The organism is Vannielia litorea, assembly GCF_019801175.1.
Lineage (GTDB): Bacteria > Pseudomonadota > Alphaproteobacteria > Rhodobacterales > Rhodobacteraceae > Vannielia > Vannielia litorea_B.
This window is the reverse complement of the sequence record NZ_JAHVJR010000001.1, coordinates 1,753,974-1,779,671: the sequence shown is the minus strand read 5'-3', so window position 1 is coordinate 1,779,671 and position 25,698 is coordinate 1,753,974. Positions and strand designations below refer to the sequence as shown.

Annotated in this window: 21 protein-coding genes and 1 tRNA gene; 9 read left to right on the top strand and 13 right to left on the bottom strand. The window is 67.8% G+C overall.

Going from position 1 to position 25,698, the window contains the following annotated elements; genetic code table 11:
- The first annotated feature begins 77 nt into the window (after window positions 1-77).
- Window positions 78-1,982, top strand: a complete 1,905-nt coding sequence (locus KUV38_RS08840; RefSeq protein WP_315898608.1) for a ComEC/Rec2 family competence protein — start codon at window positions 78-80, stop codon at window positions 1,980-1,982.
- Window positions 1,983-2,012: 30 nt separating this feature from the next.
- Here KUV38_RS08840 and lexA read toward each other — a convergent pair whose 3' ends face one another.
- The 7 genes from lexA to KUV38_RS08805 all read right to left on the bottom strand — a co-directional run bounded on the left by lexA (window position 2,013) and on the right by KUV38_RS08805 (window position 7,680).
- A complete protein-coding gene (lexA, locus tag KUV38_RS08835) occupies window positions 2,013-2,708 on the bottom strand; it encodes a transcriptional repressor LexA (protein WP_222469687.1) in 696 nt (231 codons plus the stop codon).
- 84 nt (window positions 2,709-2,792) lie between these two features.
- Complete coding sequence (gene glp, locus KUV38_RS08830; RefSeq protein ID WP_222469686.1) at window positions 2,793-3,962, bottom strand: gephyrin-like molybdotransferase Glp; 1,170 nt, start codon at window positions 3,960-3,962, stop codon at window positions 2,793-2,795.
- Window positions 3,959-4,432, bottom strand: a complete 474-nt coding sequence (gene moaC, locus KUV38_RS08825) for a cyclic pyranopterin monophosphate synthase MoaC (RefSeq protein WP_222469685.1) — start codon at window positions 4,430-4,432, stop codon at window positions 3,959-3,961. Before moaC ends, glp begins: the two co-directional genes overlap by 4 nt.
- 3 nt (window positions 4,433-4,435) lie before the next feature.
- Entirely contained in the window at window positions 4,436-5,239 is an 804-nt protein-coding gene (gene trpC, locus KUV38_RS08820; RefSeq protein WP_222469684.1) for an indole-3-glycerol phosphate synthase TrpC, read from the bottom strand.
- A 42-nt stretch (window positions 5,240-5,281) separates the two neighbouring features.
- Window positions 5,282-5,983, bottom strand: a complete 702-nt coding sequence (locus tag KUV38_RS08815) for a DUF3592 domain-containing protein (protein ID WP_222469683.1) — start codon at window positions 5,981-5,983, stop codon at window positions 5,282-5,284.
- 96 nt (window positions 5,984-6,079) lie between these two features.
- Window positions 6,080-7,099, bottom strand: coding sequence for an anthranilate phosphoribosyltransferase (trpD, locus tag KUV38_RS08810; protein ID WP_222469682.1), 1,020 nt, complete (start codon window positions 7,097-7,099; stop codon window positions 6,080-6,082).
- The gene (locus KUV38_RS08805) at window positions 7,096-7,680 is read right to left on the bottom strand and encodes an anthranilate synthase component II (RefSeq protein ID WP_222469681.1); all 585 of its coding nucleotides are present in this window, start codon (window positions 7,678-7,680) and stop codon (window positions 7,096-7,098) included. Before KUV38_RS08805 ends, trpD begins: the two co-directional genes overlap by 4 nt.
- Window positions 7,681-7,862: 182 nt before the next feature.
- Between KUV38_RS08805 and KUV38_RS08800 the strand changes: the two genes are divergently transcribed.
- The gene (locus KUV38_RS08800; protein ID WP_222469680.1) at window positions 7,863-10,046 is read left to right on the top strand and encodes a divergent polysaccharide deacetylase family protein; all 2,184 of its coding nucleotides are present in this window, start codon (window positions 7,863-7,865) and stop codon (window positions 10,044-10,046) included.
- A 157-nt stretch (window positions 10,047-10,203) separates the two neighbouring features.
- Here the strand turns inward: KUV38_RS08800 and trpE are convergent, their stop codons facing one another.
- The 4 genes from trpE to gpt all read right to left on the bottom strand — a co-directional run bounded on the left by trpE (window position 10,204) and on the right by gpt (window position 15,408).
- Window positions 10,204-11,718 (bottom strand): anthranilate synthase component I, encoded by a 1,515-nt coding sequence (gene trpE / locus KUV38_RS08795; protein WP_222469679.1) that lies wholly within the window; start codon window positions 11,716-11,718, stop codon window positions 10,204-10,206.
- Between the two features lie 26 nt (window positions 11,719-11,744).
- Window positions 11,745-13,604, bottom strand: coding sequence for a peptidyl-prolyl cis-trans isomerase (locus KUV38_RS08790; RefSeq protein ID WP_222469678.1), 1,860 nt, complete (start codon window positions 13,602-13,604; stop codon window positions 11,745-11,747).
- Between the two features lie 90 nt (window positions 13,605-13,694).
- Window positions 13,695-14,888 carry an aminotransferase gene (locus tag KUV38_RS08785; RefSeq protein WP_222469677.1) on the bottom strand — a complete coding sequence of 398 codons (1,194 nt, stop codon included), beginning with the start codon at window positions 14,886-14,888 and terminating at the stop codon, window positions 13,695-13,697.
- A 1-nt stretch (window position 14,889) separates the two neighbouring features.
- Window positions 14,890-15,408 carry a xanthine phosphoribosyltransferase gene (gpt, locus tag KUV38_RS08780; protein ID WP_222469676.1) on the bottom strand — a complete coding sequence of 173 codons (519 nt, stop codon included), beginning with the start codon at window positions 15,406-15,408 and terminating at the stop codon, window positions 14,890-14,892.
- 137 nt (window positions 15,409-15,545) lie between these two features.
- On the opposite strand from gpt, the gene KUV38_RS08775 reads away from it, so the two are divergent.
- Together KUV38_RS08775 and KUV38_RS08770 are read left to right on the top strand one after the other, a co-directional pair.
- The gene (locus KUV38_RS08775) at window positions 15,546-16,208 is read left to right on the top strand and encodes a potassium channel family protein (protein ID WP_222469675.1); all 663 of its coding nucleotides are present in this window, start codon (window positions 15,546-15,548) and stop codon (window positions 16,206-16,208) included.
- Window positions 16,205-17,560, top strand: a complete 1,356-nt coding sequence (locus tag KUV38_RS08770; RefSeq protein ID WP_222469674.1) for a TrkH family potassium uptake protein — start codon at window positions 16,205-16,207, stop codon at window positions 17,558-17,560. The genes KUV38_RS08775 and KUV38_RS08770 overlap by 4 nt, the downstream gene beginning before the upstream one ends.
- Window positions 17,561-17,589: 29 nt before the next feature.
- Here the strand turns inward: KUV38_RS08770 and KUV38_RS08765 are convergent, their stop codons facing one another.
- Together KUV38_RS08765 and fabI are read right to left on the bottom strand one after the other, a co-directional pair.
- Window positions 17,590-18,006 carry a hypothetical protein gene (locus KUV38_RS08765; RefSeq protein ID WP_222469673.1) on the bottom strand — a complete coding sequence of 139 codons (417 nt, stop codon included), beginning with the start codon at window positions 18,004-18,006 and terminating at the stop codon, window positions 17,590-17,592.
- Window positions 18,007-18,015: 9 nt separating this feature from the next.
- Window positions 18,016-18,840, bottom strand: coding sequence for an enoyl-ACP reductase FabI (gene fabI, locus KUV38_RS08760; RefSeq protein ID WP_222469672.1), 825 nt, complete (start codon window positions 18,838-18,840; stop codon window positions 18,016-18,018).
- Window positions 18,841-19,043: 203 nt separating this feature from the next.
- Between fabI and pdxH the strand changes: the two genes are divergently transcribed.
- The 5 genes from pdxH to KUV38_RS08735 all read left to right on the top strand — a co-directional run bounded on the left by pdxH (window position 19,044) and on the right by KUV38_RS08735 (window position 25,558).
- Window positions 19,044-19,652, top strand: coding sequence for a pyridoxamine 5'-phosphate oxidase (gene pdxH / locus KUV38_RS08755; RefSeq protein WP_222469671.1), 609 nt, complete (start codon window positions 19,044-19,046; stop codon window positions 19,650-19,652).
- A 116-nt stretch (window positions 19,653-19,768) separates the two neighbouring features.
- Window positions 19,769-20,308, top strand: coding sequence for a cold-shock protein (locus KUV38_RS08750; protein ID WP_222469670.1), 540 nt, complete (start codon window positions 19,769-19,771; stop codon window positions 20,306-20,308).
- Window positions 20,309-20,457: 149 nt separating this feature from the next.
- Window positions 20,458-20,916 (top strand): DUF192 domain-containing protein, encoded by a 459-nt coding sequence (locus tag KUV38_RS08745; protein WP_222471021.1) that lies wholly within the window; start codon window positions 20,458-20,460, stop codon window positions 20,914-20,916.
- A gap of 42 nt (window positions 20,917-20,958) precedes the next feature.
- Window positions 20,959-21,035, top strand: a tRNA-Pro gene (locus KUV38_RS08740).
- Window positions 21,036-21,889: 854 nt separating this feature from the next.
- Window positions 21,890-25,558 carry a vitamin B12-dependent ribonucleotide reductase gene (locus KUV38_RS08735; protein WP_222469669.1) on the top strand — a complete coding sequence of 1,223 codons (3,669 nt, stop codon included), beginning with the start codon at window positions 21,890-21,892 and terminating at the stop codon, window positions 25,556-25,558.
- Window positions 25,559-25,698: the final 140 nt, after the last annotated feature.

Genomic DNA, 25,698 nt, shown 5'->3' with positions numbered 1-25,698 from the left:
TGCTGTGGACTCCGGTCTGCCTGGGGCTGGGGATCGGTGGGTATTTCTCCCTCGCAGAAGAGCCGAGCGGCGGGCAGGTGAGCCTTGCGCTGGCCGCCGCCTGCGCCGCGCTGGTGCTGGCACGGCTGGCTGGTGAGGCGCTGGCGCCGCTCTTCGTGGCGCTCGCGCTGGTGCTGGCGGGCGGCGCGCTGGGGTGGGCGCGCACGGCGCTGGTGGCCGCTCCGGTGCTGGATTTTCGCTATTACGGGCCGGTGGAAGGCCGGATCATCGGGATCGACCGCTCGCAATCGGACGCGGTGCGGCTCACGCTCGACCGGGTTCAGCTGGGCGACATGCCCCCGGGTCGGGTGCCGGAGAAGGTGCGGGTTTCGCTGCATGGCGATCAGCGCTGGCTGGTGCCGGAGCCGGGGCTGGGGGTGATGCTGACCGCGAACCTCTCGCCGCCGCCGGGGCCGGTGGAGCCGGGAGGATACGACTTTCGGCGGCAGGCGTGGTTCGACGGGATCGGCGCAGTGGGCTACACCCGCACGCCGGCTTTTGCGGTGACCCCGGCGGAGCAGGGGCGCGCCGGGTTGGCGCTGTTTCGGGCCCGGGTGGCCCTGTCGGAGGCGATACGGGAACGGCTCGGCGGCCAGCCGGGGGCCTTTGCCGCCGCGCTGCTGACCGGGGACCGCTCGGCGGTGTCGCAGGACACGCTGGAGCACCTGCGGGCCTCGAACCTCGCGCATTTGCTGGCGATCTCGGGGCTGCACATGGGGCTGCTCACCGGCACGATCTTTACCGCCATCCGGGCGCTGATGGCGCTGGTGCCGTGGGTCGCGCTCAGGCTCGACGGACGGAAGGTGGCGGCGGTGATCGCGCTGGTGGCGGGGGCGGGCTACCTTGGCCTCTCGGGCGGCAACATCGCGACCGAGCGGGCGTTCATCATGGTGTCGGTCATGCTCGGCGCGGTGCTGATCGGGCGGCGGGCGATATCGCTCCGGGCGGTGGCGCTGGCGGCGGTGATCGTGCTGCTGCGGCGGCCCGAGGCGCTGCTTTCACCGGGGTTCCAGATGTCGTTCTCGGCGACCACGGCGCTGGTGGCGGTGTTCGCGGCGCTGCGGGATGCGGGCGGCTTTGGCCGGGGCTGGCCTGCGGTGCTGAAGGGCGCGGCGTCGCTGGTGATCTCCTCGGCGGTGGCGGGGGCGGCGACGGCGCCCTTTGCGGCGGCGCATTTCAACCGGATCGCGGATTACGGGTTGATCGCCAACCTTGCCTCGGTGCCGGTGATGGGGCTTTGGGTGATGCCCTGGGCGCTGGTGGCGGGGGTGCTGGCGCCACTGGGGCTGAGTTGGCTGCCGCTGCAGATCATGGGCTGGGGTTGCGCGTGGATTTTGGGCGTGGCGGCCTGGGTCGCTGGGCTGGAGGGCGCGGTGACCCATGTGATCGCGCCGGGGCCGTGGGTGCTGCCGTTGCTGGCGCTGGGGGCGCTCTGGCTGGTGCTCTGGCGCGGCGCGGGGCACTGGCTGGGGCTGAGCGGTGTGGCGGCGGCGCTGCTGCTCTGGACGCAGGCGGAACGCCCGGTGCTACTGGTGTCAGACCGGGGCGGGCTGGTCGGGCTGATGGGGCCGGAAGGCAGGGCGCTGTCGAAGGACAGGGGCGAGAGTTTTACCGCCGAGGTCTGGCTGGAGAATGACGGTGACGGTGCCACGCAGGAGGCGGCGGCGGCGCGAATGGGGGCGGCGGAGGAGGGCGTGCTGCGCTTTGAGGCGGCGGATCTGGCGGTGACCCATGTGTCGGGCCGGGGCGCGGCGGCGAAGGCGGCGGGGCTTTGCGGGCCGGGGCTGTTGATAAGCAGCGTGGAGCCGAAGCCTGCGGTGACCGGTGCCTGCGATCTTTGGAGTCCGAGGCGGATGCGGCAGACGGGCGCGTTGGCTGTGATGCCGGATGGGCGGCTGGTGACGGCTGCCGAAGTGGCAGGCCGCCGCCCGTGGTCGCCCTAGGGCGGGACGCGGCCCGCCTGTGGGAGTGGTTCAATAGGTGCGGATCAGCCCGACGAGGCGGCCCTGCACCTTGACCTGATCGTCGCGGAAGACGCGCGTTTCATAGGCCGGGTTGGCGGCCTCCAGCGCGATGGAATTGCCGTTGCGGCGGAAGCGCTTGAGCGTGGCCTCCTGATCCTCGACGAGGGCCACCACGATATCGCCGTTGTCGGCGGTGCTGCCCTCGCGGATCACCACGACATCGCCATCGTTGATGCCGGCGTCGATCATGGAATCGCCTTTGACTTCAAGCGCGTAGTGCTTGCCGCGGCTGACCATCGTGCTGGGCACGGCGACGTGGTGGCTGACCTGGCTGATGGCCTCGATCGGCACACCGGCGGCGATGCGGCCCATCACCGGCAACTCGGTGGCGGCAGCCTCGACCGGCATGGCACCGGGGGGCGGGGGCGCATCGGGGCGGGCGCCGTCGATCACCTTGGGGGTGAAACCGGTGGGGCGGCGCGACTCGAGTGCCTCGGGCAGCTTGACGATCTCGATAGCGCGGGCCTTGTGGGCCAAACGCCGGATGAAGCCACGCTCCTCCAGCGCCGTGATCAGGCGGTGGATGCCGGACTTGGAGCGCAGATCGAGCGCATCCTTCATCTCGTCGAAGGAGGGGGGCACACCGTCACGCCGCATCCGGGTGTCGATGAACTTCAACAAATCCAACTGCTTTCTGGTCAGCATCGGGCTCTCCATGCTCGGCCTCGTTTGCAGATGTTCTGGCAAAGTTCACGTTTTGTGTCAAGCCTCCTGACAGGGGCCGACAGATCAGAGGTCGATGACCTCGATCATCTCGCCTGCAGCGCGCGCCCCATCGCTGACCGGGCGGACCACCAGCGCATTGGCGGCGTCAAGCACGGAGAGCAGGGAGCTGTCTTGCCGGTCGAAGACGGTGACGGCGCCCTCGGAGACGGTGGCGCGCATGTAATGGGCGCGGGGGCCGTTGGCGGTGATTGGCTCGGCGAGCGGCAGGTGGCGGCGCGGGGCGTGTGCCTCGCCCAGACCGAGCATCTTGCGGATCGCGGGGCGGATGAAGACGTGGCCGCAAACGATTGACGATACGGGATTTCCGGGCAAGCCGACCATGGCCATGCCGAGCACGCGGCCCGCCATCAGCGGTTTGCCCGGGCGCATGGCGACCTTGTAGAAGGCGCGGTCCATCCCCAGTTCGGCGGCGACCTCGCCCACGAGGTCATGATCGCCCACCGAAGCGCCGCCGGTGGTGACCACCAGATCGGCGCCACGGGCGAGGGTGAAGGCCATCGAGAGGCTTTCGCGGTTGTCGCGGGCGATGGGCAGCAGGCGACATTCGGCGCCCTCGGCCTCGAAGAGAGCGGCGAGGGCGAAGCTGTTGGAGGCGATGATCTGGTCGGGGCCGGGGGCCTCGCCGGGCATGACCAGTTCGTCGCCGGTGGCGATGAGGGCGACCACGGGCTTGCGGGTGCAGGTGACGGTAGGCGCGCCCATCGCGGCGGCCAGTGCCAGTGCGTTGGGGCTGAGGCGGCGGCCCGGCTCGAGCCGGTCCCCCGCTTTGAAGTCACCGCCTGCGGGGCGGATGTGGGTGCCGTCATCGAGATTTTCGCGCAGGGTGATCGTGTTGTCACTCCGCTCGACATCTTCTTGTATGACAATGCGATCTGCGCCTTCGGGCAGGGGCGCGCCGGTGAAGATGCGCACCGCCTCGCCCGGCCCGACCGAGAGGCCCGAGGCACGGCCTGCGGCGCTTTCACCGATGACGGTGAACTGCTGGCCGGGGGCAACGGGGCCGCGCACAGCGTAGCCATCCATCGCGGAGGCGGAAAACGGGGGCTGGTCGCGGGGGGCGATGACTGGGGCGGCGAGCACGCGGCCTGCGGCTTGGCGGAGGGGGACAGGCTCGGTCGGCAGAGGCTCCACCAGCGCGAAGATCCGCGCGAGGGCCTCCTCGACCGAGATCAAAGCGCCTCGTAGCGGCCGGATTTGCCGCCATCCTTGAGGAGCACGCGGAGGCCGCCGATTTCCATCGCCTTATCAACGGCTTTCAGCATGTCGTAGACGGTGAGCCCGGCAACAGACGCCGCCGTGAGCGCCTCCATCTCCACCCCGGTCTGGCCAGTGGTCTTGACCGTCGCGGCGATGCGGATGCCGGGCAGATCGGCATCGGCCTCCAGCTCGACCGCGACCTTGGTGATGGGCAGCGGGTGGCAGAGCGGGATGAGATCAGGCGTGCGCTTGGCGGCCATGATGCCCGCGAGCCGCGCGACCCCCAGCACATCGCCTTTCTTGGCGCTGCCTTGCTGAACCATTTCAAGCGTTTCGGGCGACATCTTCACATGCGCCTCGGCCACGGCGATGCGGGAGGTGACGGCCTTGTCGGACACGTCGACCATATGGGCGCGGCCCTCTGCATCGAAATGGGTCAGCGTCACGGGTCAGGCCCTCGCGGTGTCGGACAGCAGGGCGCGGGTGGCGGCGGCCACGTCATCGGCCCGCATCAGGCTCTCGCCGATCAGGAAGCAGCGGGCGCCGTATTGGGCCAGCTCGGCCAGATCGGCGGGGGTGGCAAGGCCGCTTTCGGAGATCAGCAGGCGGTTGGCCTCGGCCAGGCGGGCCAGCTTTTTGGTGGTCTCCAGCGTGGTCTCGAAGGTGTGGAGATTGCGGTTGTTGATGCCCAGAAGGCGGGACTCGAGCCGCATGGCGCGCTCCAACTCCTCCTCGTTGTGGACCTCGACCAGCACATCCATGCCCTGCTCGGTGGCGGCGACCTCCAGATCATGGGCCAGCGCATCATCGACGGCGGCCATGATGATCAGGACGCAGTCGGCACCCCAGGCGCGGGCCTCCAGCACCTGATAGGTGTCGTAGAGAAAGTCCTTGCGGAGCACCGGCAGCGAGGTGGCCTCGCGCGCGGCGGTCAGGAACTCGGGCGCGCCCTGAAAGCTGGGGCCATCGGTGAGCACCGAGAGGCAGGCCGCGCCGCCGGACTCATAGGCCTGCGCCAGCGTGGGCGGGTCAAAATCGTCGCGGATCAAGCCCTTGGAGGGGCTGGCCTTTTTGACCTCGGCGATGAGGCCGTAGCCGTGGCGGGAGTGCTCGATCAGCGCGTCGCGGAAGCCCCGGACGGTGGGGGCGGAAGCGGCGGCGGAGAGCATTGCCTCTTCGGAGCGCTCGGCCTTGGCGGCGGCGATCTCTTCGAGCTTGTAGTCGCGGATGCGGTCGAGAATGGTCTGGCTCATGGGGCACATCTATTGCGCGGGCAGGGGCGGGGCAATGGCGATTTAGTCGAGGGTCGCGCTGAGCAGGGCCTGCGCGGGGTTTTCCGGCGCGTAGGTGATGGCGACCGGGTCGCCGGGTTTGGCGCCCATAACGAGCTTGGTGGGCGCGGGCGGGATCTCGGCCTGCTGGGCGCGGCCAAGACTGTCGGTGAAGGTCACGGTGAGGGCGGTGCGGTTGCCGACCGGGCGCAGCTCGGCGATGCGCGCCTCGGTGCGGTTGCCGTGGCGGCGCAGGGTGCGGGCGGCGGCCTGGGTGCTGTGGAAGAACCATGCGGCGACAAGGGCGAAGGCGATGAAGCCTGCGCCGACGAGGCCCGCGTAGAAGGCATTGTCGGACACGCCGCCCGGCTCGATCTCGACCTCCTCGGGCGCGCCAGGGAGGGTTTTGACGGTGATCGTGTCGCCCTCGCTGACGGAGAAATAGAAATCGGACGAGACTGTTTCGGTCGCGCGGTGAAAGGCGAGGTCGGGCGCTGTGCCGGAGGTGTAGGTGACGGTGATCAGGTAATCGGTGGTCGGCGTCTTGGAGCCGCCGATGCGCACCCGGCGGTCACGCTCAACGATCTTGGCGGAGGTCTCCACGCCGCTCTGGGCGAATTCGCGGCCGCGGGCGCCCTCGGAGACCCAGACCCAGAGGCCGATGGCACCGACGGCGAGCAGAAGCAGCACCAGCCAGCCGCCGCCGCGTATGAACCATCTGAACATGAGCCGTCTCCCGCTTGCCCCGGTGCAGGAAAGCGGGTGCGGGCGCAGGGGTCAAGCGCGGGGGGCGCCTCGGGCAAGTGCCCGGGGCGGGCGGGCTCAGGCCTTGGCGGAGGTGATGCGGGCCAGTGTTTGCACCTTGTCGAGCGCCTTGCCGCTGTCGATGCTCTCGGCGGCGGCGGCGACGCCATCGGCCTTGGTGGCCACTTTGCCGGCGATCATCAGCGCGGCGGCGGCGTTGAGCAGCACGGCGTCGCGGTAGGCGCTTTTCTCGCCGTCCAGCAGGGCGCGGAAGGCGGCGGCGTTCTCTGCCGGGGTGCCGCCGAGGATCGCCTCGAAGGGGTGCTGGGGCAGGCCGAACTCTTCGGGGTGGACCTCGAACTCGGTGATCTCGCCGTCATCCAGCGCGGCGACCTTGGATGCGGCGGCGATGGAGAGTTCATCGGTGCCGTCGCCGCCGTGGACGATCCATGCCGATGCGCTGCCCAGATCGCGCAGCACCTCGGCCATCGGCTTCAGCCATGCGGGCGAGAAGGCCCCGGTGAGCTGGCGTTTGACGCCTGCGGGGTTGGTCAGGGGGCCGAGGATGTTGAACACGGTGCGGGTGCCCAGCTCGGCGCGGGTGGGGCCGACATGGGCCATGGCGGGGTGGTGCATGGGGGCCATCATGAAGCCGATGCCCGCCTCGGCGATGGCGCGGTTAACCACTTGCGCATCGACCATGACCTCGACGCCCATCTGCCCCAGCGCATCGGCGGCGCCGGACTTGGAGGAGAGGTTGCGGTTGCCGTGCTTGGCCACAACCACGCCTGCGCCTGCCACCACGAAGGCGGTGGCGGTGGAGATGTTCAGCGTGCCTTTGCCATCGCCGCCGGTGCCGACGATGTCCATTGCGCCATCGGGGGCGGCCACCGGTTTGCAGCGGGCGCGCATGGCGGCGGCGGCGGCGGCGATTTCATCGACGGTTTCGCCGCGCACGCGGAGCGCCATGAGGAAGCCGCCGATCTGGCTTGGCGTGGCCTCGCCCTCGAAGAGCGCGGCAAAGGCGGCTTCGGCCTCGGGGCGGGTGAGAGGGCGCTCGGCGGCGGTGCCGATCAGGCTGCGGATGGTATCGCTCATGCGGGCTCGGCTGCCATGTTGAGGAAGTTCTGGAGCATGGCGTGGCCGTGCTCGGAGCGGATGCTCTCGGGGTGAAACTGCACGCCCTCGATGGGAAGCGAGGTGTGGCGCAGGCCCATGATGGTGCCATCTTCCAGCTCGGCGGTCACTTCGAGGCAGTCGGGCAGGCTTTCGCGCTCGACGATGAGGGAGTGGTAGCGCGTGGCCTTCAGCTCGCCCTGGGGCAGGCCTGCGAAGACGCCCTTGCCGGTGTGGCGGATCTGGCCGAGCTTGCCGTGGACGATCTCGCCGGCGCGCACCACCTTGCCGCCGAAGGCCTGCCCGATGGACTGGTGGCCGAGGCAGACGCCCATCAGCGGGATGCGGGCATCGGCCGCCGCGTGCACCAGATCGAGGCAGATGCCCGCCTCGTTCGGGGTGCAGGGGCCGGGGGAGAGCAGGATGGCCGAGGGGTTCAGCGCCATCGCCTCCTGCGGGTTCAGCGCATCGTTCCGGTGGACCTGCACATCGGCGCCAAGCTCGCCCAGATAGTGGACGAGGTTGTAGGTGAAGCTGTCGTAGTTATCGATCAGGAGCAGCATTTGGCCCTCGGGAAACTGGGATGCGCAAGGGGGGTGATCCGCCGCGCGGTTGGCGCTATACTTGCCCGCAGCCCGCCGCCGGGGTCAAGCCCATCCCTGGCTCGCAGTGCGGTGGGGCGTAACATGCGGTGCGCGTTCAGAAAATAGGCGCGTGCAGCGATAACAGGCGAAAGGTCGGGCACATGGGCAAGGGACTCCTCTCGGGTGTGGCATGGGGCGCGCTGGCAAGCGTGCTGGTGCTGGGCGGTGCGTCGGTGATGACGCCGCTGCCCGAGGATGTGGCGGCGCGTGCGGGCGCGGATGCGGGTGATGAGCCGGTGGACGGGCCAGTTGCGGCGGGCGGGCTGGAAGCGCCGGAGGCCGATGCGGCCCCCGAGGCGCCGGAGCCGATGGCCGATGCGGGCGCGGTGGAGACCGAGGCGGAGAGCGATCTGACGCCGCCGCCGGGCTCGGAATTTGCCCGCGCCGGAGAAGACCGTGCGCCCGAAGCGCCGGGTGCGGAGGCCGAGCCGGTGGCGCCTGCAGCCCCCGAGCAGCCCGATGTGGAGGTGGCGGTGGCCGAGAGCCCCGCGCCCGATACCGCTCCGCCCGCCGTGCCGGAAACCGCGACCGAGGGCGTGGCCGCTCCGGTCGCCCCGGTGGTGGAAGAGACCGCCCCGGTGATCGGCGGCAGTGATGGCGCGATGGCCGGAGCCGAAGCGCCGGATGCCGCCGCCCAGCCCGAGGCGGGCGCGGCGCCGGAGGTCGAGGCCGAAGCTGCACCCGATGTGCCGCGCAGCACGCCGGAGACCGTGGGCGCCGAGGCCGTGGCCGCCCCTGCGAGCGACAGCGAGGCGGTGGCCGCCTCGGAGAGCGAAGCGGCCCCGGTGGCGGCGGCAGAGGTGGCCTCGGGCGAGCAGGCCGAGCGTGCCGAGCCGGTGCGTGCCGAAAGCGGCGAGGCCGCGACGGGGGCGGAGGTTGCGCCAGAGGTGGTGGCCGAAGCGGCGGTGGAAGCCGTGGCGCCCGCCAGCGGCAGCGATGTGGCCCGGGTGGCTGGCGGTGAAACCGCCGAGCGCGCCGGGGAGGTCGAGGTGGCTGCGGCTTCCGAGGCGGAGGTTGTGACCGGCACGGAGCCGGTGGTGGACGCCGGTGAGGCGGCCGGGTCGGAGGCTGTGGCCCCGGCGGAGGTGGAAACGGCGGAGGGCGTGGCGCCGGAGGCGGCCCCTGAGGCTGTGGCCGAGACTGCACCGGAAGCCGCACCAGAGCTGGCCGAGGAACAGGCACCGGAGGTGGTGGAGATCGTGGAGCCTGAGGCCGAAGTGGCAGCGCGGCCCGCGCCCGAGGCGGAGGCCCCGGTGGCCGAAACGCCCGCTGTGCCGGTGTCTGACGGGCAAGCGCCTGCGCAGGCGGCGCCCGAGCGGGAGGCCCCTGCAGAGGTGGCCGAGGCCCCGGCCACGGCGGCGCCTGAGCGCGCCGCGGTGGAGCGGGAAACCGAGCTTCCGGCAGATCCCTCTGCGCCGCCCTCTTCGGTGCCGATCACCGAGCGGCAGCCGCGCACCGGCACCGGCGGCGGCACCTTGCCGCGCCGGATCGTGACCAATGGCGAGAGCGGTGGCGGCTTTGGCAAGCGGGTGGTGCCGCTGACCGAGCGCAACAAGCCCGGCTCGCGGCTTCCGGCCATCGGCGCCAGCGCAGAGGTCGAGGAGGCCGCCCCGGTGACGGCGCTGGCCGCCAATGCCGCGCCCTTCGCTAACGAGGACGGCAAGCCGGTTGTCTCGGTGATCCTCTTTGACGTGGGCGATCAGGGCGTGGACCGGGCGGCGCTGAAGGCGCTCGACTTTCCGGTGACCTTTGCCGTGGACCCGACCGATCCGGGCGCGGCGGAGACGGCGCAGGGCTACCGGGACGCGGGCTTCGAGGTGCTGATCCTGCCGGCAGGGCTGCCGTCGGGGGCCACGCCGCAGGACTTGGAAACCACGCTGCAAAGCTACTTTGGCCGCTTCCCCGGCGCGATGGGCCTGCTGGCTACCGGCGAAGAGGGGGTGATGGAAAGCCCGGCGCTGACCCGGCAGCTGCTCGCGATTGCGGGCGACACCGGGCATGGGCTGGTGTTTGTGGACAGCGGGCTGAACTCGGCCCGCCGCGGCGCGGAGAGCGCCGGGCTGCCCTCGACGCTGGTCTGGAAGGTTCTGGACGGCGCGCGGGAGGATGGCGGCGCGATTGGCCGGACGCTGGACCGCGCGGCCTTCAGGGCCGGGCAGGAGGGCGAGGTGGTGGTCATGGGCCACAGCTTTGGCCCGACCGTAGAGAGCCTGATGAACTGGGCCGCCGGGAGCAAGGGCCAGAGCGTGGCGCTGGCGCCGGTGTCGGCTGTGTTGATGCGGTAGGGCGCCGGGTGGTGGACAGGATTGCCCACCCTACGGGGCTGGCGAAGCTACGCTGGTGCTTGGGCTGAACCCGTTCGCAGCGGGGTCCAGCCCCCCGCACTCCCCGGAGATATTTCCAGCAAGAAAATGAGCAGGGACGGCGCGCGCCGGTGCGGGGTCAGCTGTTGCCGTTGCGGGTGAAGCGGGCGGCGTCGTCGGCTGCGGCCTTGATGGCTTTGCTCTTGTTCACGGTTTCCATGAACTCGGCCTCGGGGTCGCTGTCGTAGACGACCCCGCCGCCGGCTTGAATGTAGAGCGTCTCGTCCTTCAGGACGGCGGTGCGCAGGGCGATGCACATATCCATGTCGCCATCGGCGGAGAAGTAGCCGACGCCGCCGCCGTAGACGCCGCGTTTTTCGGGCTCCAGCTCGTCGATGATTTCCATCGCGCGGACCTTCGGTGCGCCGGAGACGGTGCCTGCGGGCAGGCCTGCGAGCAGGGCGGAGAGGGCATCTTCGCCGTCGTTCAGCTGGCCAACGACGTTGGAGACGATGTGCATGACGTGGCTGTAGCGCTCGACGATGAACTCTTCGGTCGGGCGGACGGTGCCGATCTTGGCGACGCGGCCCACATCGTTGCGGCCCAGGTCGAGCAGCATGAGGTGCTCGGCCAGTTCCTTTTCGTCCGAGAGCAGGTCGGCCTCGAGCGCGCGGTCCTCTTCCTCGTTGGCGCCGCGTTTGCGGGTACCGGCGATGGGGCGGATGGTGACCTCGCCCTCGCGCAGGCGCACGAGGATTTCGGGCGAGGCGCCGATGACCTGAAAGCCGCCGAAATTGAAGAAGAACATGAAGGGCGAGGGGTTGGTGCGGCGCAGTGAGCGGTAGAGCGCGAAGGGGGGCAGGGTGAAGGTTTGCGCCCACCGCTGGGAGGGCACGACCTGAAAGATGTCGCCCGCGCGGATGTAGTCCTTCGCCTTCTCGACGGCGGCCTTGTAGCCCTCGCGGGTGAAGTTGGAGACCGGCTCGGGGGTTTCATGCGCCGCCTCGAGCGCGCGGCTTTCGCCGGAGAGGCCGCGATCGAGGTCGCGCAGGGCATCCATCACCCGTTCGGCGGCCTGGGCATAGGCGGCGCGGGCCGACAGGCCAGAGGCGGTGAAGGCGGGGGAGACAAGCGTGACCTCGCCCTTCACGCCATCGAGCACGGCGACCACGGTGGGGCGCATCATCACCGCGTCGGGCAGGCCGAGGGTATCTTCGGGCACGTCGGGGAGGTGCTCGACGAGGCGGATCATGTCGTAGCCGAGGTAGCCGAAGAGGCCGGCGGCGGCGGAGGGCAGATCGTCGGGCAGGGTGATGCGGCATTCGGCCAGCAGGGCGCGCAGGCTGTCGAGCGGGGCGGCGGCCTCGGCCTCCCAGGCCTGCGGGTCGAAACGGGCCTGCCGGTTGATGCGGGCCTCCTGCCCATGGCACTGCCAGATCAGGTCGGGCTTCAGGCCGATGATGGAGTAGCGGCCGCGCACCTCGCCGCCGGTGACGCTTTCGAGCATGAAGCTGTCTTCGCGCGCGCCGGCGAGTTTGAGCATGAGCGACACAGGCGTGTCGAGGTCGGCGGCGAGGCGGGTGTAAACCACCTGGTTCTCGCCGGCCTCATAGCCCTTGGCGAAGCTCTCAAAGCTGGGTTCGATCGTGCTCATGGGGCGGTGTGTATCGCTTGTTGTGATTACTGCGTGGCGATCTGCGCGTGGACCTGCGACAGCGCGCCATTGTCGAACTCCACCCCGGCCTGCTGGGCCATCGCGCCCGCGAAGGCGGAGTAGAGATCGACCGAGAGCGACTGGGCGGCCTGCTGGGTGAGCAGCTGGGTGAGGAGGCCGACGCGCTCGTCCTCTGCGTCGGGGGCCTCCACCTTGGTCAGTTGCAGCAGGTAGACGTTGCCGAAGCCCTCGAGGATGGCGAGGCCGCCCTCTTCGAGTTCGAAGGCGGTGGTGATCAGCGCGGGGGGCGTGCCCTCGATGTGGGCCTCGCGGGTTTGCGCGTTGGCTTCGTCGACCGGGGCGGCGGAGGCGCTGAGGGCGGCACCGGCCTCGACCTGCGCCTGCAGATCGGCGGCCTGCACGCGCAGGCGCTTCTCGGTTTCCTGCGCTTCCCATCCGGCGAGCACCTTGCCGCGGACCTCGTCCAGCTCTTGCAGGCGCGGCTCCAGAATTTCATCGAGGCGCATGGCGAAGATGCCGCCGTCCTCGAGCCGGATCACGGTGGGGAAGTCATCTTGCGTGAGGGTAAGGGCGGCGTCGCGGAAGGCGTTGTAGCCTGCGATCATCTCGCCGGAGGCTTCCCACCAGTCGATCTGGTCGACGACCAGCTCGGTCTCTTCGGCCAGTTCTTCGAGCGTGGCGCCCTCGGCGAGCCGGTCTTCGACATCGATCTCCATGTCGGAGATCACCCGGCGGGCGCGCTCCTGTGCCAGTTCCTCGACGAGGTCCGCGCGGGCCTCCTCCAGCGGGATGTTCACTGCCGAGAGGATGCCGTTCATCCGGAAGAGGGCCGGGCCGAGATCGGTTTCGAAGGGGCCCGCGACGCCCGGCTCGGTGAGGGCGAACACGGCCTCGCCAGCGGCGCCGGGCAGGTCGGATTGGGTCAGCTCGCCAAGGTCGACATCTTCCAGCGTCAGGCCGCGGGCCTCGACGATGGACTGGAAGGTTGCGGAGCCGTCATCAAGCTGTGCCTTGGCCTCGGCGGCGGCCTCCTCGGTGGGAAAGATCAGCCGTTCGACAAGGCGGCGCTCCGGCTGCTGGAACTCGGCGGCGCGGCTCTCGTAGAGGCGGGCGATGGCGTCTTCGTCGATTTCGACGGTTTCCACCAGCATCTCGGGCAGCACCCATGCGTAGGTGATGCGCTTCATCTGGGGCAGGGTGAAATCGGGCGTGTTGGCCTGATAATAGGCGGTCAGCTCCTCTTCGGAAGGCTCGGGCAGCGGCTCGGCCAGCTGATCGGTGCCGAAGGTCGCCCAGCGGAAGCTGCGGCGCTCGCCGAAGTAGGTCATCAGCGTGTCGATCTGGACCTTGGGGGCGGGCACGCCGCCCACGACGGCGCCTTGCAGGATGGTGCGGGCGGTGTCCTTGCGCACGCCGGTCTCGAACTCGGCGACCGACATGCCGCGGTTGCGCAGGACGCCCTGGTAGGCGGCGCGGTCGAAATTGCCGTCGATCCCTTGGAACGCCTGCGCGGAGACGACCTGCTCGCGCACCCGCTCGTCGCCCACGGAGAGGCCCATGTTGGTGGCGGCATTGTCGAGCGCGGCGCGGTTGGTGAGCCGGGTGCGAACGCGGGCGAGGATGCCCGCCTGCTCAGCGTCGGAGATCGACAGCTGGCGGCCGGTGTCGCGCTCTTCGGCGGCGATTTCGGAGACCAGTTCGCGGTAATACTCGTTCACCGGCACCGGCTCGTCGCCGACGGTGCCGACGGCGCTGATGGAGCTGCCGAAACTGGTGATGCCGAAGCCGGTGAGACCGAGGATCAGGAGGCCCATGAGGACCCAGATCACGATGTTGCCCAGCTTCTTGCCCGCGCTCTGTGCCATTGCTCCGCCCGTTTGCTTTGTATGCAGTTGGCGTTTGTTATCCGGGCCTCGGGCGGGGGGCAAGGGTTGGGGCGGTCAGGGGGCCTTGAATTATGCGAGATTGAAGCTGGTTAGCCTATTGGCGAGCTGGCCGATGGCGGGGGCGTCGAGATTGGCGAAGGCGACCCGGAGGGCGCGAGCACCCACGGCATCGCCCGTGGGCGAGAAGAAGGTGCCGGGCAGGGCCAGCACCCCGGCCTCGCGCACCAGCGCCTTGGCGACTGTGGTGGCATCGGCCTCCATCGGGTGCTCGATCCACGCGAAGAAGCCGCCGAGGCCCGCCAGCCGCCAGCCGGCATCGGCCAGAGCGGGGGCGGCATCACGCATGGCAGCCTGACGGGCGAGCACCTCGTCGCGCTGGGAGGCGACCCATTGGCCGAGGTTCTGCAGGCCCCAGAGCGCGGCCTTCTGGCCCAGCGGGGTGGGGCAGATGGTGACGGTGTCGATGAACTTCTCGATCTCTGCCAGACGGGCGGGCGAGGTGGCCACGGCACCGACGCGGTGGCCCATCAGGCGGAAGCTCTTGGAGAAGGAGTAGATGTGGATGAGCGTGTCATCCCAGTCCGGATCGGTGAAGAGCCCGTGCGGCGCGCCGGTAGTGGCGGTGAAATCGCGGTAGGTTTCATCGACGATGAGGGCGAGGCCGCGGGCGCGGGCGAGGTCGCGGAAGGCGGCGAGCAGCGCGGGCGGATACTCGGCCCCGGTGGGGTTGTTGGGCGTGACCAGCACGATGGCGCGGGTGCGATCGGTGATGAGAGAGGCGGCCTCATCGGGGTCGGGCAGGAGCGTGGCGGCGTCACAAGGCAGCGGCACTGTGCCGATGTGGGCCATGTCGAGCCACATTTTATGGTTGAAATACCATGGCGTTGGCAGGATCACCTCATCCCCCGGCCCGGCCAGAGAGGCGAGCACGGCGCAGAAAGCGTGGTTGGCGCCGGAGGTGATGGCGACCTGCGCCGCGCTCACGCTGCCGCCGTAGGTGGTGGAGATATTGGCGGCCAGTTCCTCGCGCAGCGGCCCCAGCCCCAGCACGGCGCCGTAGTGGTGAGCGCTGTCATCGTTCAGCGCGGCCTCGGCGATGACGCGGCGCAGCGCCTCGGGCGGCGGGTCGGCGGGCGCGGCCTGGCCTGCGTCGATCAGCGGGCGCTCGGGCGGGAAGCTGAGGCCGGAAAGCCAGCTCTTGGCCTCCACCACGGGGGAGGCGAAGGTGCGGGCGGTGGGGGGCTGCGGCGGAAGCGGCGCCACCTCAGTCCTTGCCCCGGTAGGGCTCGACGTATTGCAGCGCCATGTCCCAGGGGAAGAAGATCCAGGTATCCTGGCTGACGCCGGTGATGAAGGTGTTCACCATCGGCTCGCCCTGCGGCTTGGCGTAGACGGTGGCGAAATGGGCGTTGGGGTAGAGCTCGCGCACCAGTTCGAGGGTTTTGCCGGTGTCGACGAGGTCATCGACGACGAGGATGCCGGTGCCGTCGCCCATCATCTCGGCGTCGGGGCTCTTGAGCACCTGAGCCTCACTGCGCTGGTCGGCCTTGCCGCCGCCGGAGTGGTAGCTTTTGACCGAGATCGTATCGACGGTGCGGATATCGAGCTCGCGGGCGACGATCATTGCCGGGGCCATGCCGCCGCGGGTGATGGCGACCACGGCCTTCCACGCGCCGTCATCGGGGCCTTTGCCATCGAGCCGCCACGCCAGCGCGCGGCTGTCGCGGTGGATCTGGTCCCAGGACACGTGAAAGCCTTTTTCGTGGGGCAGGCGGTCTGACATGGTTCGTCCTCGTGCAGCGTTTTGCCTCTCATATCCCCGTGAGCGCCCTGCCGTCGAGAGGAACCGGGCTGTTATGCGCGGGTTTTGCGGCGTAAAAGGCCGGAACGTCAGGGCCGGTGGCCCGGAGGGGATGCGATATGGCGAAGGAAAACCGCAGCTTTGCGGTGATCGGGCTGGGCGCCTTCGGGGGCACGGTCGCGACGGAGCTGGCGCGCTTTGGCAATCAGGTGATCGGGGTGGATATCGACGAGCTGCGGGTGGCGCGGCTGGCCGATGAGCTGACCTCGACGGTGATCCTCGACACGACCGACGAGCAGGGGCTGCGGGAGGCGGGAATCGACCGCTACGATGTGGCGCTGGTCTCGATTGGCGAGAACATCGAGGCGAGCATCCTGACGACGATGAACCTGAAGATGCTGGGCGTCGGGACCATCTGGGTGAAGGCGGCGAACCGGACCCATCACCGGATTCTGAGCAAGCTGGGCGCCGACCGGGTGATCCTGCCGGAGCAGGACATGGGCCAGCGGGTGAGCCAGATGCTGAACAACCCGGTGGTCGAGGATTACGCCAGCCTCCGCAACGGCTACTCGGTGGTGAACATTCACCTGCCCGAGCGGCTGGATGGCACCCAGCTGAACGCGCTGCGCCGGATCGCGGGTGAGGATCTGCGGTTTCTGGGGCTGATGCGGGGCACAGCCTTTCATTCGTGCAACGACAATGCGCTCACCGTGCAGGCCGATGACCGGCTGATCGTGTTGGGCAAGCGCGCCGATCTGCGCGCCTTTGGCGACGCGCTTTGAGCCGACGGGTCCGCCGCCACGCCAAGAGCCTTGCCCGCTGGCTCGCAGACCTCCCCGCGCCGCTGATCCTCGCGGGGGGCTATGCGGCCTTCATCGTGCTGGGGGCAGTTCTGTTCCGCCTGCCGTTCACTAGCCATGTGCCGGTGGGGTGGAGCGACGCGCTCTTCACTGCCACCTCGGCCGTGACGGTGACGGGGCTGGCTGTGTTTGACGTGGGCGCGGTGCTGACCTTCTGGGGCGAGCTGCTGCTGGCGGTGCTGATCCAGGTCGGCGGGCTGGGGCTGATGGTGTTTGCGGTGCTGCTCTTCTCGGCGCTGGGGCTGCCGGTGGGGCTGACGCAGACGACCTATCTGCGCGAAGACCTTGGCCAGTCGTCGCTGGCGCGGCTGGGGCTGCTGGTGGCGACGATCTTCAAGGTGGTGCTGGGCTGCGAGGTGGCGGGGGCGCTGTTCTTGTGCCTGACCTTCATCCCCGAGCAGGGTTTCTGGCCCGGGCTGTGGATGGCGATTTTCCATTCGGTTTCCGCCTTCAACAACGCGGGGTTCTCGACCATCGGGGCGGGGCTGGTGCCCTTTGCGACCGATCCGGTGATCAACATCGTGATTCCGGCGCTCTTTATCACCGGGGGCATCGGCTACGTGGTGCTCGATGACATCGGGCGCCGGCCCGGGTGGCGCTACTACACGCTGCACACCAAGATCATGCTGATCGGGACGGCGGTGCTGATCGTCTGGTCGATGGCCACCTTCGCGGTGCTGGAGTGGACCAACCCGCGCACGCTGGGCGCGCTCGGCTCGGACACGGCGCGGCTGGCGGTGAGCTGGTTTCAGGCGGTGACGCCGCGCACCGCCGGGTTCAACACAACCGATATCGGCGGGCTCCACGACTCGACGGCGCTGATGTTCATCTCGCTCATGCTGATCGGCGGCGGCCCGGCCTCGACGGCGGGGGGCATCAAGGTGACGACCTTCGTGGTGATGCTGCTGGCGACGGCGGCGTTTTTCCGGCGGCAGACGCAGCTCCACGCCTTTGGCCGCTCGATCGGGCTGGAGCAGGTGTTGAAGGTGATGGCGCTGACCGCGATCAGCATTCTGACGATCTTCGTGGCGACCTTTCTGATGGTTGCCAGCCATGACGGGCATTTCCTCGATATCGCCTTCGAGGTGGCCTCGGCCTTTGGCACCGTGGGGCTGAGCCGGGGCTATACCGGCGAGTTGACGGAGTTTGGCCGGGTGGTTTGCGAGGTGGTCATGTTCCTCGGGCGGGTGGGGCCGCTGACGCTGGGGTATTTTCTGGCCACGCGGTCCGTGCCGCGGGTGCGGTATCCGGAGGGGCAGATACATTTGGGGTAGGGGTGGTGGGGTGAACCCATCCATCGGCGCTAGGGTGACACCGAGAGGCGGAAAGCGACGCCCCGGGCCACGGCGCGGTTGAACACGCGCTCGGTCTCGTCGAGGAGCTCGGCGGTGTGTGCGGCCATCTGCGGCCATTCGGTGAAGAGCCCGGGCTGGTCGCGCAGGGCGGCACGGATGGCGGCGCAGATCTGGAGCATCGCCTCGGGCGGAAACCACGGGCTGTCACGCTCGGGGACATAGGGGCGGCGCATACTCTCGGGCATGGCTGCCGTCATGTCATGAAACTCGGCCTCCGACATGCCGACATAGGCCTCAATCGGGGCGAGGCCCGCGTCGATCAGGATGTCGGAGTAGGGCGTGCCGTAGAACATGGCGAGATCGATGTAATCGTCGCCCATGACCGCGGGGTCATCGGGGGCGAAGACGGGCCAGATCTCGGGCATGAGGCGGGCCTAGCCGTCCTTGCGCTTGGTGACCACGTCGATATCGGGGGCGTCGACCGCCTTCATGCCGACGGCGTGGTAGCCTGCGTCGACGTGGTGGATCTCGCCGGTCACGCCGGAGCCGAGATCGGAGAGCAGGTAGAGCGCGGATTTGCCGACATCGTCGATGGTCACGTTGCGGCGCAGCGGCGAGTTCAGCTCGTTCCATTTGAGGATGTAGCGGAAATCGCCGATGCCGGAAGCGGCCAGTGTCTTGATCGGGCCGGCGGAAATGCCGTTGACGCGGATGCCGTCCTTGCCGAGATCCTCGGCCAGATAGCGCACGGAGGCCTCGAGCGCGGCCTTGGCCACGCCCATCACGTTGTAATGCGGCATGACCTTTTCGGCGCCGTAGTAGGTGAGGGTGAGGCAGGAGCCGCCGTTCTTCATCAGCTTCTCGGCCCGCGCGGTGCAGGCGGTGAAGGAATAGACGGAGATTTCCATCGACATGCGGAAGTTCTCGACCGAGGTGTCGACATAGCGACCGCGCAGCTCGTTCTTGTCGGAGTAGCCGATGGCGTGAACGTAAAAGTCGAGGCCGCCCCACTCTTTTTCGATCTGGGCGAAGGCGGCGTCGACGCTCTCGGTGTTGCTCACATCGCAATCGGCCATGAGGGTGCAGCCGAGTTGCTCGGCCAGGGGGGTGACGCGCTTTTTGAAGGCATCGCCCTGATAGGTCAGCGCCAGTTCGGCGCCTGCATCGGCGAGCGCCTTGGCCACGCCCCAGGCGATGGATTTGTCATTGGCGAGCCCCATGATCAGCCCACGCTTGCCTGCCATCAGTTGTGATGTCATCGACCCCTCCGTCGCTTTCTGCATGATCCCTTTAGGGCAAGCCGGGGCGAGGTTGCAAGCGCTGGCGCAACAGGGCAAGACTGTGCGCGAAACATGCAACTGCGAGCGGCATGTCGACGATAGGACAGTGAATCTGTCCAAACGGACAGGTTGTGGAGCATCAACCCGAGGCGTACTCCGCACGGGATCAGGAACGGCAGGCAATGGCAGAACGCAGTGGACTCTTTGCAGGGGACGACCCCTTTGCGATCGCGCGGGCGTGGCTGGCGGAGGCGGAGGGGAGCGAAGTCAACGACCCCAACGCCATTGCGCTCTCGACCGTGGACGCGGAGGGATTGCCCAATGCCCGCATGGTTTTGCTGAAAGAAGTCGAAGATCACGGCTTTCTCTTTTATACCAACTGGGGTAGCGCTAAGGCACGAGAGATTGACGTTAACGGAAAGGCGGCCTTTGTCTGGCATGCCAAGTCCCTGCGGCGGCAGATCCGCGTCAGGGGCGTGACTGAGCGGGAAGACGGCCAGAAGGCCGATGCGTATTTTGCCTCCCGGTCTCTCAAATCCAGGTTGGGCGCCTGGGCCTCGCGGCAAAGCACGCCCCTGTCATCGCGTGCGACGCTCATTGCCGAGGTCGCGAAGGTGACAGCACAGCACGGGAAGAATCCCGAACGTCCTCCGTTCTGGGGCGGAATTCGTATCTTGCCACTCGAGATCGAATTCTGGGCGGATGGGGCGTTCAGGCTTCACGATCGTTTCCGGTGGACGCGTTCCGACGTGACCGATCGTGATTGGCAGGTACAGCGCCTCTATCCGTAACACTCGCGGATCGGCAGGCACTGTTTAAGCGGTAGGGGAATGCCCTTGTTAGTCGGGGCAGAGCGTCTGGCGGGCCAATGGCTCGGCATGCGCCATGAGGACAAAATTGAACCGGAATGGAAGAAGAAGAACACACAGCGGAAAAGCGGATCAGAGGACGTGTGAAGTGGTTTGATCCGGCCAAGGGCTTTGGCTTTGTCATCGCCGACGAAGGCGGCCCGGATATTCTGCTTCATGCGAATGTGCTGCGCAATTTCGGCCAGAGCTCCGTTGCGGACGGCGCCGGGATCGAGATCAGCGTGCAGGACACCAATCGCGGCCAGCAGGCGGTGGAGGTGTTCACCATCGATCCGCCCGAGCCGGGCGATGCCCCGCCGCTGGACGATGTGGCCGCGCTCGACCCAGACGAGCTTGCCGCGCTGCCGATGGAACCTGCACGGGTGAAGTGGTTCGACAAGGGCAAGGGCTTTGGCTTTGCCAATGTCTTCCGCCACCCGGAGGACATTTTCGTTCACATTGAAGTGCTTCGGCGCTCCGGCCTTGCAGACCTGCAACCGGGCGAGGCAATCTGCCTGAAGGTCGTCGAAGGGCGACGCGGACGGATGGCAACGCAGGTGCTTTCATGGGAATCGGCGCTCAAGGAAAAGAAGGACTGAGGGCATGGCGCGCGCGGCCTGAGCGGCGGCGTTCCATGCCCGGTCTGATTGTGGCGGCGGTTCTGGCGCTCACCCCTGCGACGCTTGCGGCGCAGGAGGGCGGGGCGCTTGACCTTGATGGCGCCCGAGAGACGGCGCCCTTTGCCGCCATGCCCGATGGGTCCGGGGCGGCGCTTGTGCCCGGGGTAGAGGGCTGCGAGCCCGGCGAGGTGCGGCTGCGCTGGGAGGGCGGGCAGGCCCGCTTCTCGGTGGAGATTGCCGATGATTCCGAGGAGCGCGCGCAGGGGCTGATGCACCGCGAGAGCATGGCCCGCTCGGCGGGGATGCTCTTTGTCTACCCGAGGGCGGGGCGCGTGAGCTTCTGGATGCGCAACACGCTCATTCCGCTCGACATGATCTTCCTAGATTCGCAGGGCGTGGTGCAAAAGGTCCACTCCAACGCGGTGCCCCATGACGAGACACCGATTCCCGGTGGTGACGGCATCCTTGCGGTGCTGGAGATCAACGGCGGGCTGGCGAAGGCTTTCGGCATCGGGCCGGGCGCGCAGATGCTGCATCCGGCCTTTGGCACAGGCGCCGCGTGGCCCTGTGGCGGCGAGGGCAGCTAGGGCCTTTCCTTTGGTCGCGGCACAGGCTAAACCGCGCCTCGTCGGGGCGTAGCGCAGCCTGGTAGCGCATCTGTTTTGGGAACAGAGGGTCGGGAGTTCGAATCTCTCCGCCCCGACCACCACCTCCACCACAAGATATGGGCCGCCTCACGCGGGCAAACCCCGGTTGGGGCCGCTCTGCCGGGCCGGGATTCGGGCCGGGGAGGGGCAAAAACTGCGAAAGCGGATTTGCGGATACCACTACATCTAGTGTCTCAGCTTCGCCCAAATCTTGGGCAGGGGGCCGGAAAAGGGCTGGGCGGGGCCTTGCCACTGTGGCGGGGATGCACTGGTAGGCCGGGGGGCGGGCAGGGGGCGGTGCGGGGTGCCTGGCTGTGGAGAAGCGTGGGGACAGGCGGCGTGTCGGCTGACATGATCGGGGCAAAAACCACCATATTTCGTATGACTTGGCGCGCGCCTCTACATCTTGTGGTGAACCTCTACGGGGTGTGAGTGAATCACGCGGCTGTGAGGGGATTCTGCGGATGGCCGATCCGTCAACAGAAAAGATTGCGGGATAGGTCGGATTTTAGCGTTGACGCTTCGCACCCCGATCGGGTTTCTTGTGGGGGCCGACTGAGCCGCCACAAGATGTTGGGGCACGGGCGAGGTGGCAGGGGGCATACCGGGGCGACCCGGATACCGGGGACACATGGGGCGCAGCGGCGCCTCCCGGCCTTCTGCCACTCGACCAAACCACACGCGGCCTCCCGGGCAACCGGAGGCAGGCGGGACGGTCGCAAGAGGGACGGTCACGAGACCATATCAGCCGAGAGGTAGGCCGCGCACAGCCTGCCACGACCGAGCGTCTGCGTTCGGCGGTGAGCCTCCTGCGCCCCATCGGCAGGGTAAATGAGCGTGGCCGAGCCGCGCCGGGACGCAACAGACAGGTGCCGCCAAAACAAGGCGCCAAATGTAGAAGAGGCATGTGACCATGAAGATTGAACGGAAGTTCACCACGTCCAAAGGCGCAGCGTACGGCGGGCTGGAGTTTACCACCACCACGTCTGAAATCCGCAACCCTGACGGCTCTGTCGTTTTCAAGCTCGACAACCTCGAAGTGCCCAGCTCCTGGAGCCAGGTGGCCTCGGATGTGATCGCGCAGAAGTACTTCCGTAAAGCCGGTGTGCCCGCCCGCCTCAAGAAGGTGAAGGAAAAGGGCGTGCCGGAGTTCCTGTGGCGCTCGGTGCCCGATGAGGCCGCGCTGAAAGAGCTGCCCGAAGACGAGCGCACCGGCGGCGAGACCTCGGCCAAGCAGGTGTTCGACCGTCTGGCCGGCGCATGGGCCTACTGGGGCTGGAAGGGCGGCTACTTTACTACCGAGGCCGACGCCAAGGCCTATTACGACGAGATGCGCCACATGCTGGCGACCCAGCGCGCCGCGCCGAACTCGCCGCAGTGGTTCAACACCGGCCTGCACTGGGCCTATGGCATCGACGGCCCGGCGCAGGGCCACCACTACGTGGATTACAAGTCGGGCAAGCTGACCAAGTCCAAGTCTTCCTACGAGCACCCGCAGCCGCACGCCTGCTTCATCCAGTCGGTCAGCGATGACCTTGTGAACGATGGCGGCATCATGGATCTCTGGGTCCGTGAGGCGCGGCTCTTCAAATACGGCTCTGGCACCGGCACGAACTTTTCCTCCCTGCGTGCCGAGGGCGAGGCTCTGTCGGGCGGGGGCAAGTCCTCCGGCCTGATGGGGTTCCTCAAGATTGGCGATCGCGCTGCCGGTGCGATCAAGTCGGGCGGCACCACCCGCCGGGCGGCGAAGATGGTGATCGTGGACGCCGACCACCCGGACATTCAGGAATACGTCAACTGGAAGGTGAAGGAAGAGCAGAAGGTGGCGAGCCTCGTCGCCGGCTCCAAGATGCACGAGGAGAAGCTGAACGCGATCTTCTCCGCGATCCGCGCCTTCGACGGCTCCGAGGATGGCGCCTATGACCCGAACGCGAACGACGCGCTGAAGGGCGCGGTGAAGGACGCCAAGAAGGCGCGTATTCCCGAGACCTACATCAAGCGCGTGCTGGATTACGCGCGGCAGGGCTACGCCTCGATCGAGTTTCCGACCTATGACACCGATTGGGACTCTGAGGCCTATGCGACCGTCTCCGGCCAGAACTCCAACAACTCGGTTCGCGTCACCGATGCCTTCCTGAAGGCGGTGAAGGACGACCTGCCGTGGGAGCTGGTGAACCGGACCGATGGCAAGGTGTCGAAGACCATCTCGGCCCGCGAGCTTTGGGAAGACATCGGCCACGCCGCATGGGCCTGCGCCGACCCGGGCATCCAGTATCATGACACCGTGAACGCATGGCACACCTGCCCGGAAGATGGCGCGATCCGGGGCTCGAACCCCTGCTCGGAATACATGTTCCTCGACGACACGGCCTGTAACCTGGCCTCGATGAACCTGCTGACCTTCCTGAAGGACGGCAAGTTTCAGGCCGAGGACTATGTGCACGCCACGCGGCTCTGGACCGTGACGCTGGAGATCAGCGTGATGATGGCGCAGTTCCCCTCCAAGGAGATCGCGCAGCGCAGCTACGACTTCCGCACGCTGGGGCTGGGCTACGCCAACATCGGCGGCCTGCTGATGAACCTCGGCCTCGGCTACGACAGCCGCGAGGGCCGGGCGCTGGGTGGCGCGCTGACCGCGATCATGACCGGCATCTCCTATGCCACCTCTGCCGAGATGGCCGGTGAGCTGGGCGCCTTCCCCGGTTATGCCAAGAACGCCGAGCACATGCTCCGCGTGATCCGCAACCACCGCCGCGCGGCCCATGGCGAGACCAAGGGCTACGAGGTGATGAATGTGAACCCGGTTGCGCTGGACCACGCCGGTTGCCCCGATAGCGACCTCGTGGCGCTGGCCAAGGAAGCTTGGGACGAGGCGCTGAGCCTCGGCGAGAAGAACGGCTACCGCAACGCGCAGGTTTCGGTGATTGCCCCGACCGGCACCATCGGCCTTGTGATGGACTGCGACACCACCGGCATCGAGCCCGACTTCGCTCTGGTGAAGTTCAAGAAGCTCGCGGGTGGCGGCTACTTCAAGATCATCAACCGCTCGGTTCCGGCGGCGCTGAAGAAGCTGGGCTACGGCGAGGCGCAGATCGGTGAGATCATCGCCTACGCGGTGGGCCACGGCTCCCTTGGCAATGCGCCCGGCATCAACCACACCGCGCTGGTGGGCCACGGCTTTGGGCAGGCGGAGATCGACAAGGTCGAAAAGGCGCTGGCCTCGGCCTTCGACATCCGTTTCGTCTTCAACCAGTGGACGCTGGGCGAAGAGTTCTGCACCGAGGTTCTGGGCATCCCGGCCGAAAAGCTGAACGACCCGGGCTTTGACCTGCTCTCCTCTCTGGGCTTCACCAAGGCGCAGATCGAGGCGGCCAACGACCACGTTTGCGGGACGATGACGCTGGAGGGTGCACCGCACCTGAAGGAAGAGCATCTGAACGTCTTCGATTGCGCCAACCCCTGCGGCAAGAAGGGCAAGCGGTTCCTCTCGGTGAATTCGCACATCGACATGATGGCCGCCGCCCAGAGCTTTATCTCAGGCGCGATTTCGAAAACCATTAACATGCCGAACGACGCCACCATCGAGGATTGCCAGGCCGCCTACGAGCGCAGCTGGCAGATGGGGATCAAGGCGAACGCGCTCTATCGCGACGGCTCCAAGCTCTCGCAGCCTCTCGCGGCTGCGCTGGTGGAGGATGACGAGGAGGCGCAGGAGGTGCTGGAAAGCGGCGCGCCCTCCGAGAAGGCCGTGGTTCTGGCCGAGAAGATCATCGAGAAGGTGGTGGTCAAAGAGGTCGTGCGCGCGGCCCGGACCAAGCTGCCGCACCGCCGCAAGGGATATACCCAGAAGGCGGTTGTGGGTGGGCACAAGGTGTACCTGCGCACCGGCGAGTATGAAGATGGCAAGCTCGGCGAGCTCTTCATCGACATGCACAAGGAAGGCGCTGGCTTCCGGGCGATGATGAACAACTTCGCCATCGCGGTGTCGGTTGGCCTGCAATACGGGGTGCCGCTGGAGGAGTTCGTGGACGCCTTCACCTTCACCAAGTTCGAGCCGGCCGGGATGGTGCAGGGGAACGACAGCATCAAGAATGCGACCTCGATCCTCGATTACATCTTCCGCGAGCTGGCGGTGAGCTACCTCGACCGGACGGATCTGGCCCATGTGAAGCCGGAAGGCGCGGCCTTTGACGATTTGGGCCGGGGCGAGGAAGAGGGGGTTTCCAACGTGTCGCCGGTGAGCGAGAGCGCGGCGTCCAAGTCCTTGGAAGTGCTGAAGCAAATCTCCTCCTCGGGTTATCTCCGCAAGCGGCTGCCCTCCGATCTGGTGGTGCTGCAAGGCGGGCTGGGCGGCGATGTTGCCGGGGCCGTGGCGCTGGATGCGAGCGTGGATCCGGCGGTGGCGCTGGAAACGCTGGTGCCGGAAGTTGCGAGCGTTTCCAACGGGTTGGATGCTCGGGCGAAGGCCAAGATGCAGGGTTACGAGGGCGAGGCCTGCGGGGAGTGCGGCAACTACACGCTGGTCCGCAACGGCACCTGCATGAAGTGCAACACCTGCGGCGGCACCTCCGGGTGCAGCTGAGCAGGGTAAGGTATAACCCACTGATTTCGGGTTAAAAAATTCCGGGGCGGGTGCGCTCGCCCCTGGCGCAGTTCAGGCCGCAGGCAAATAAACCGGGCGGTAACAACGATGAGCCTGAACGGCGAAACTGGGGGGCCTCG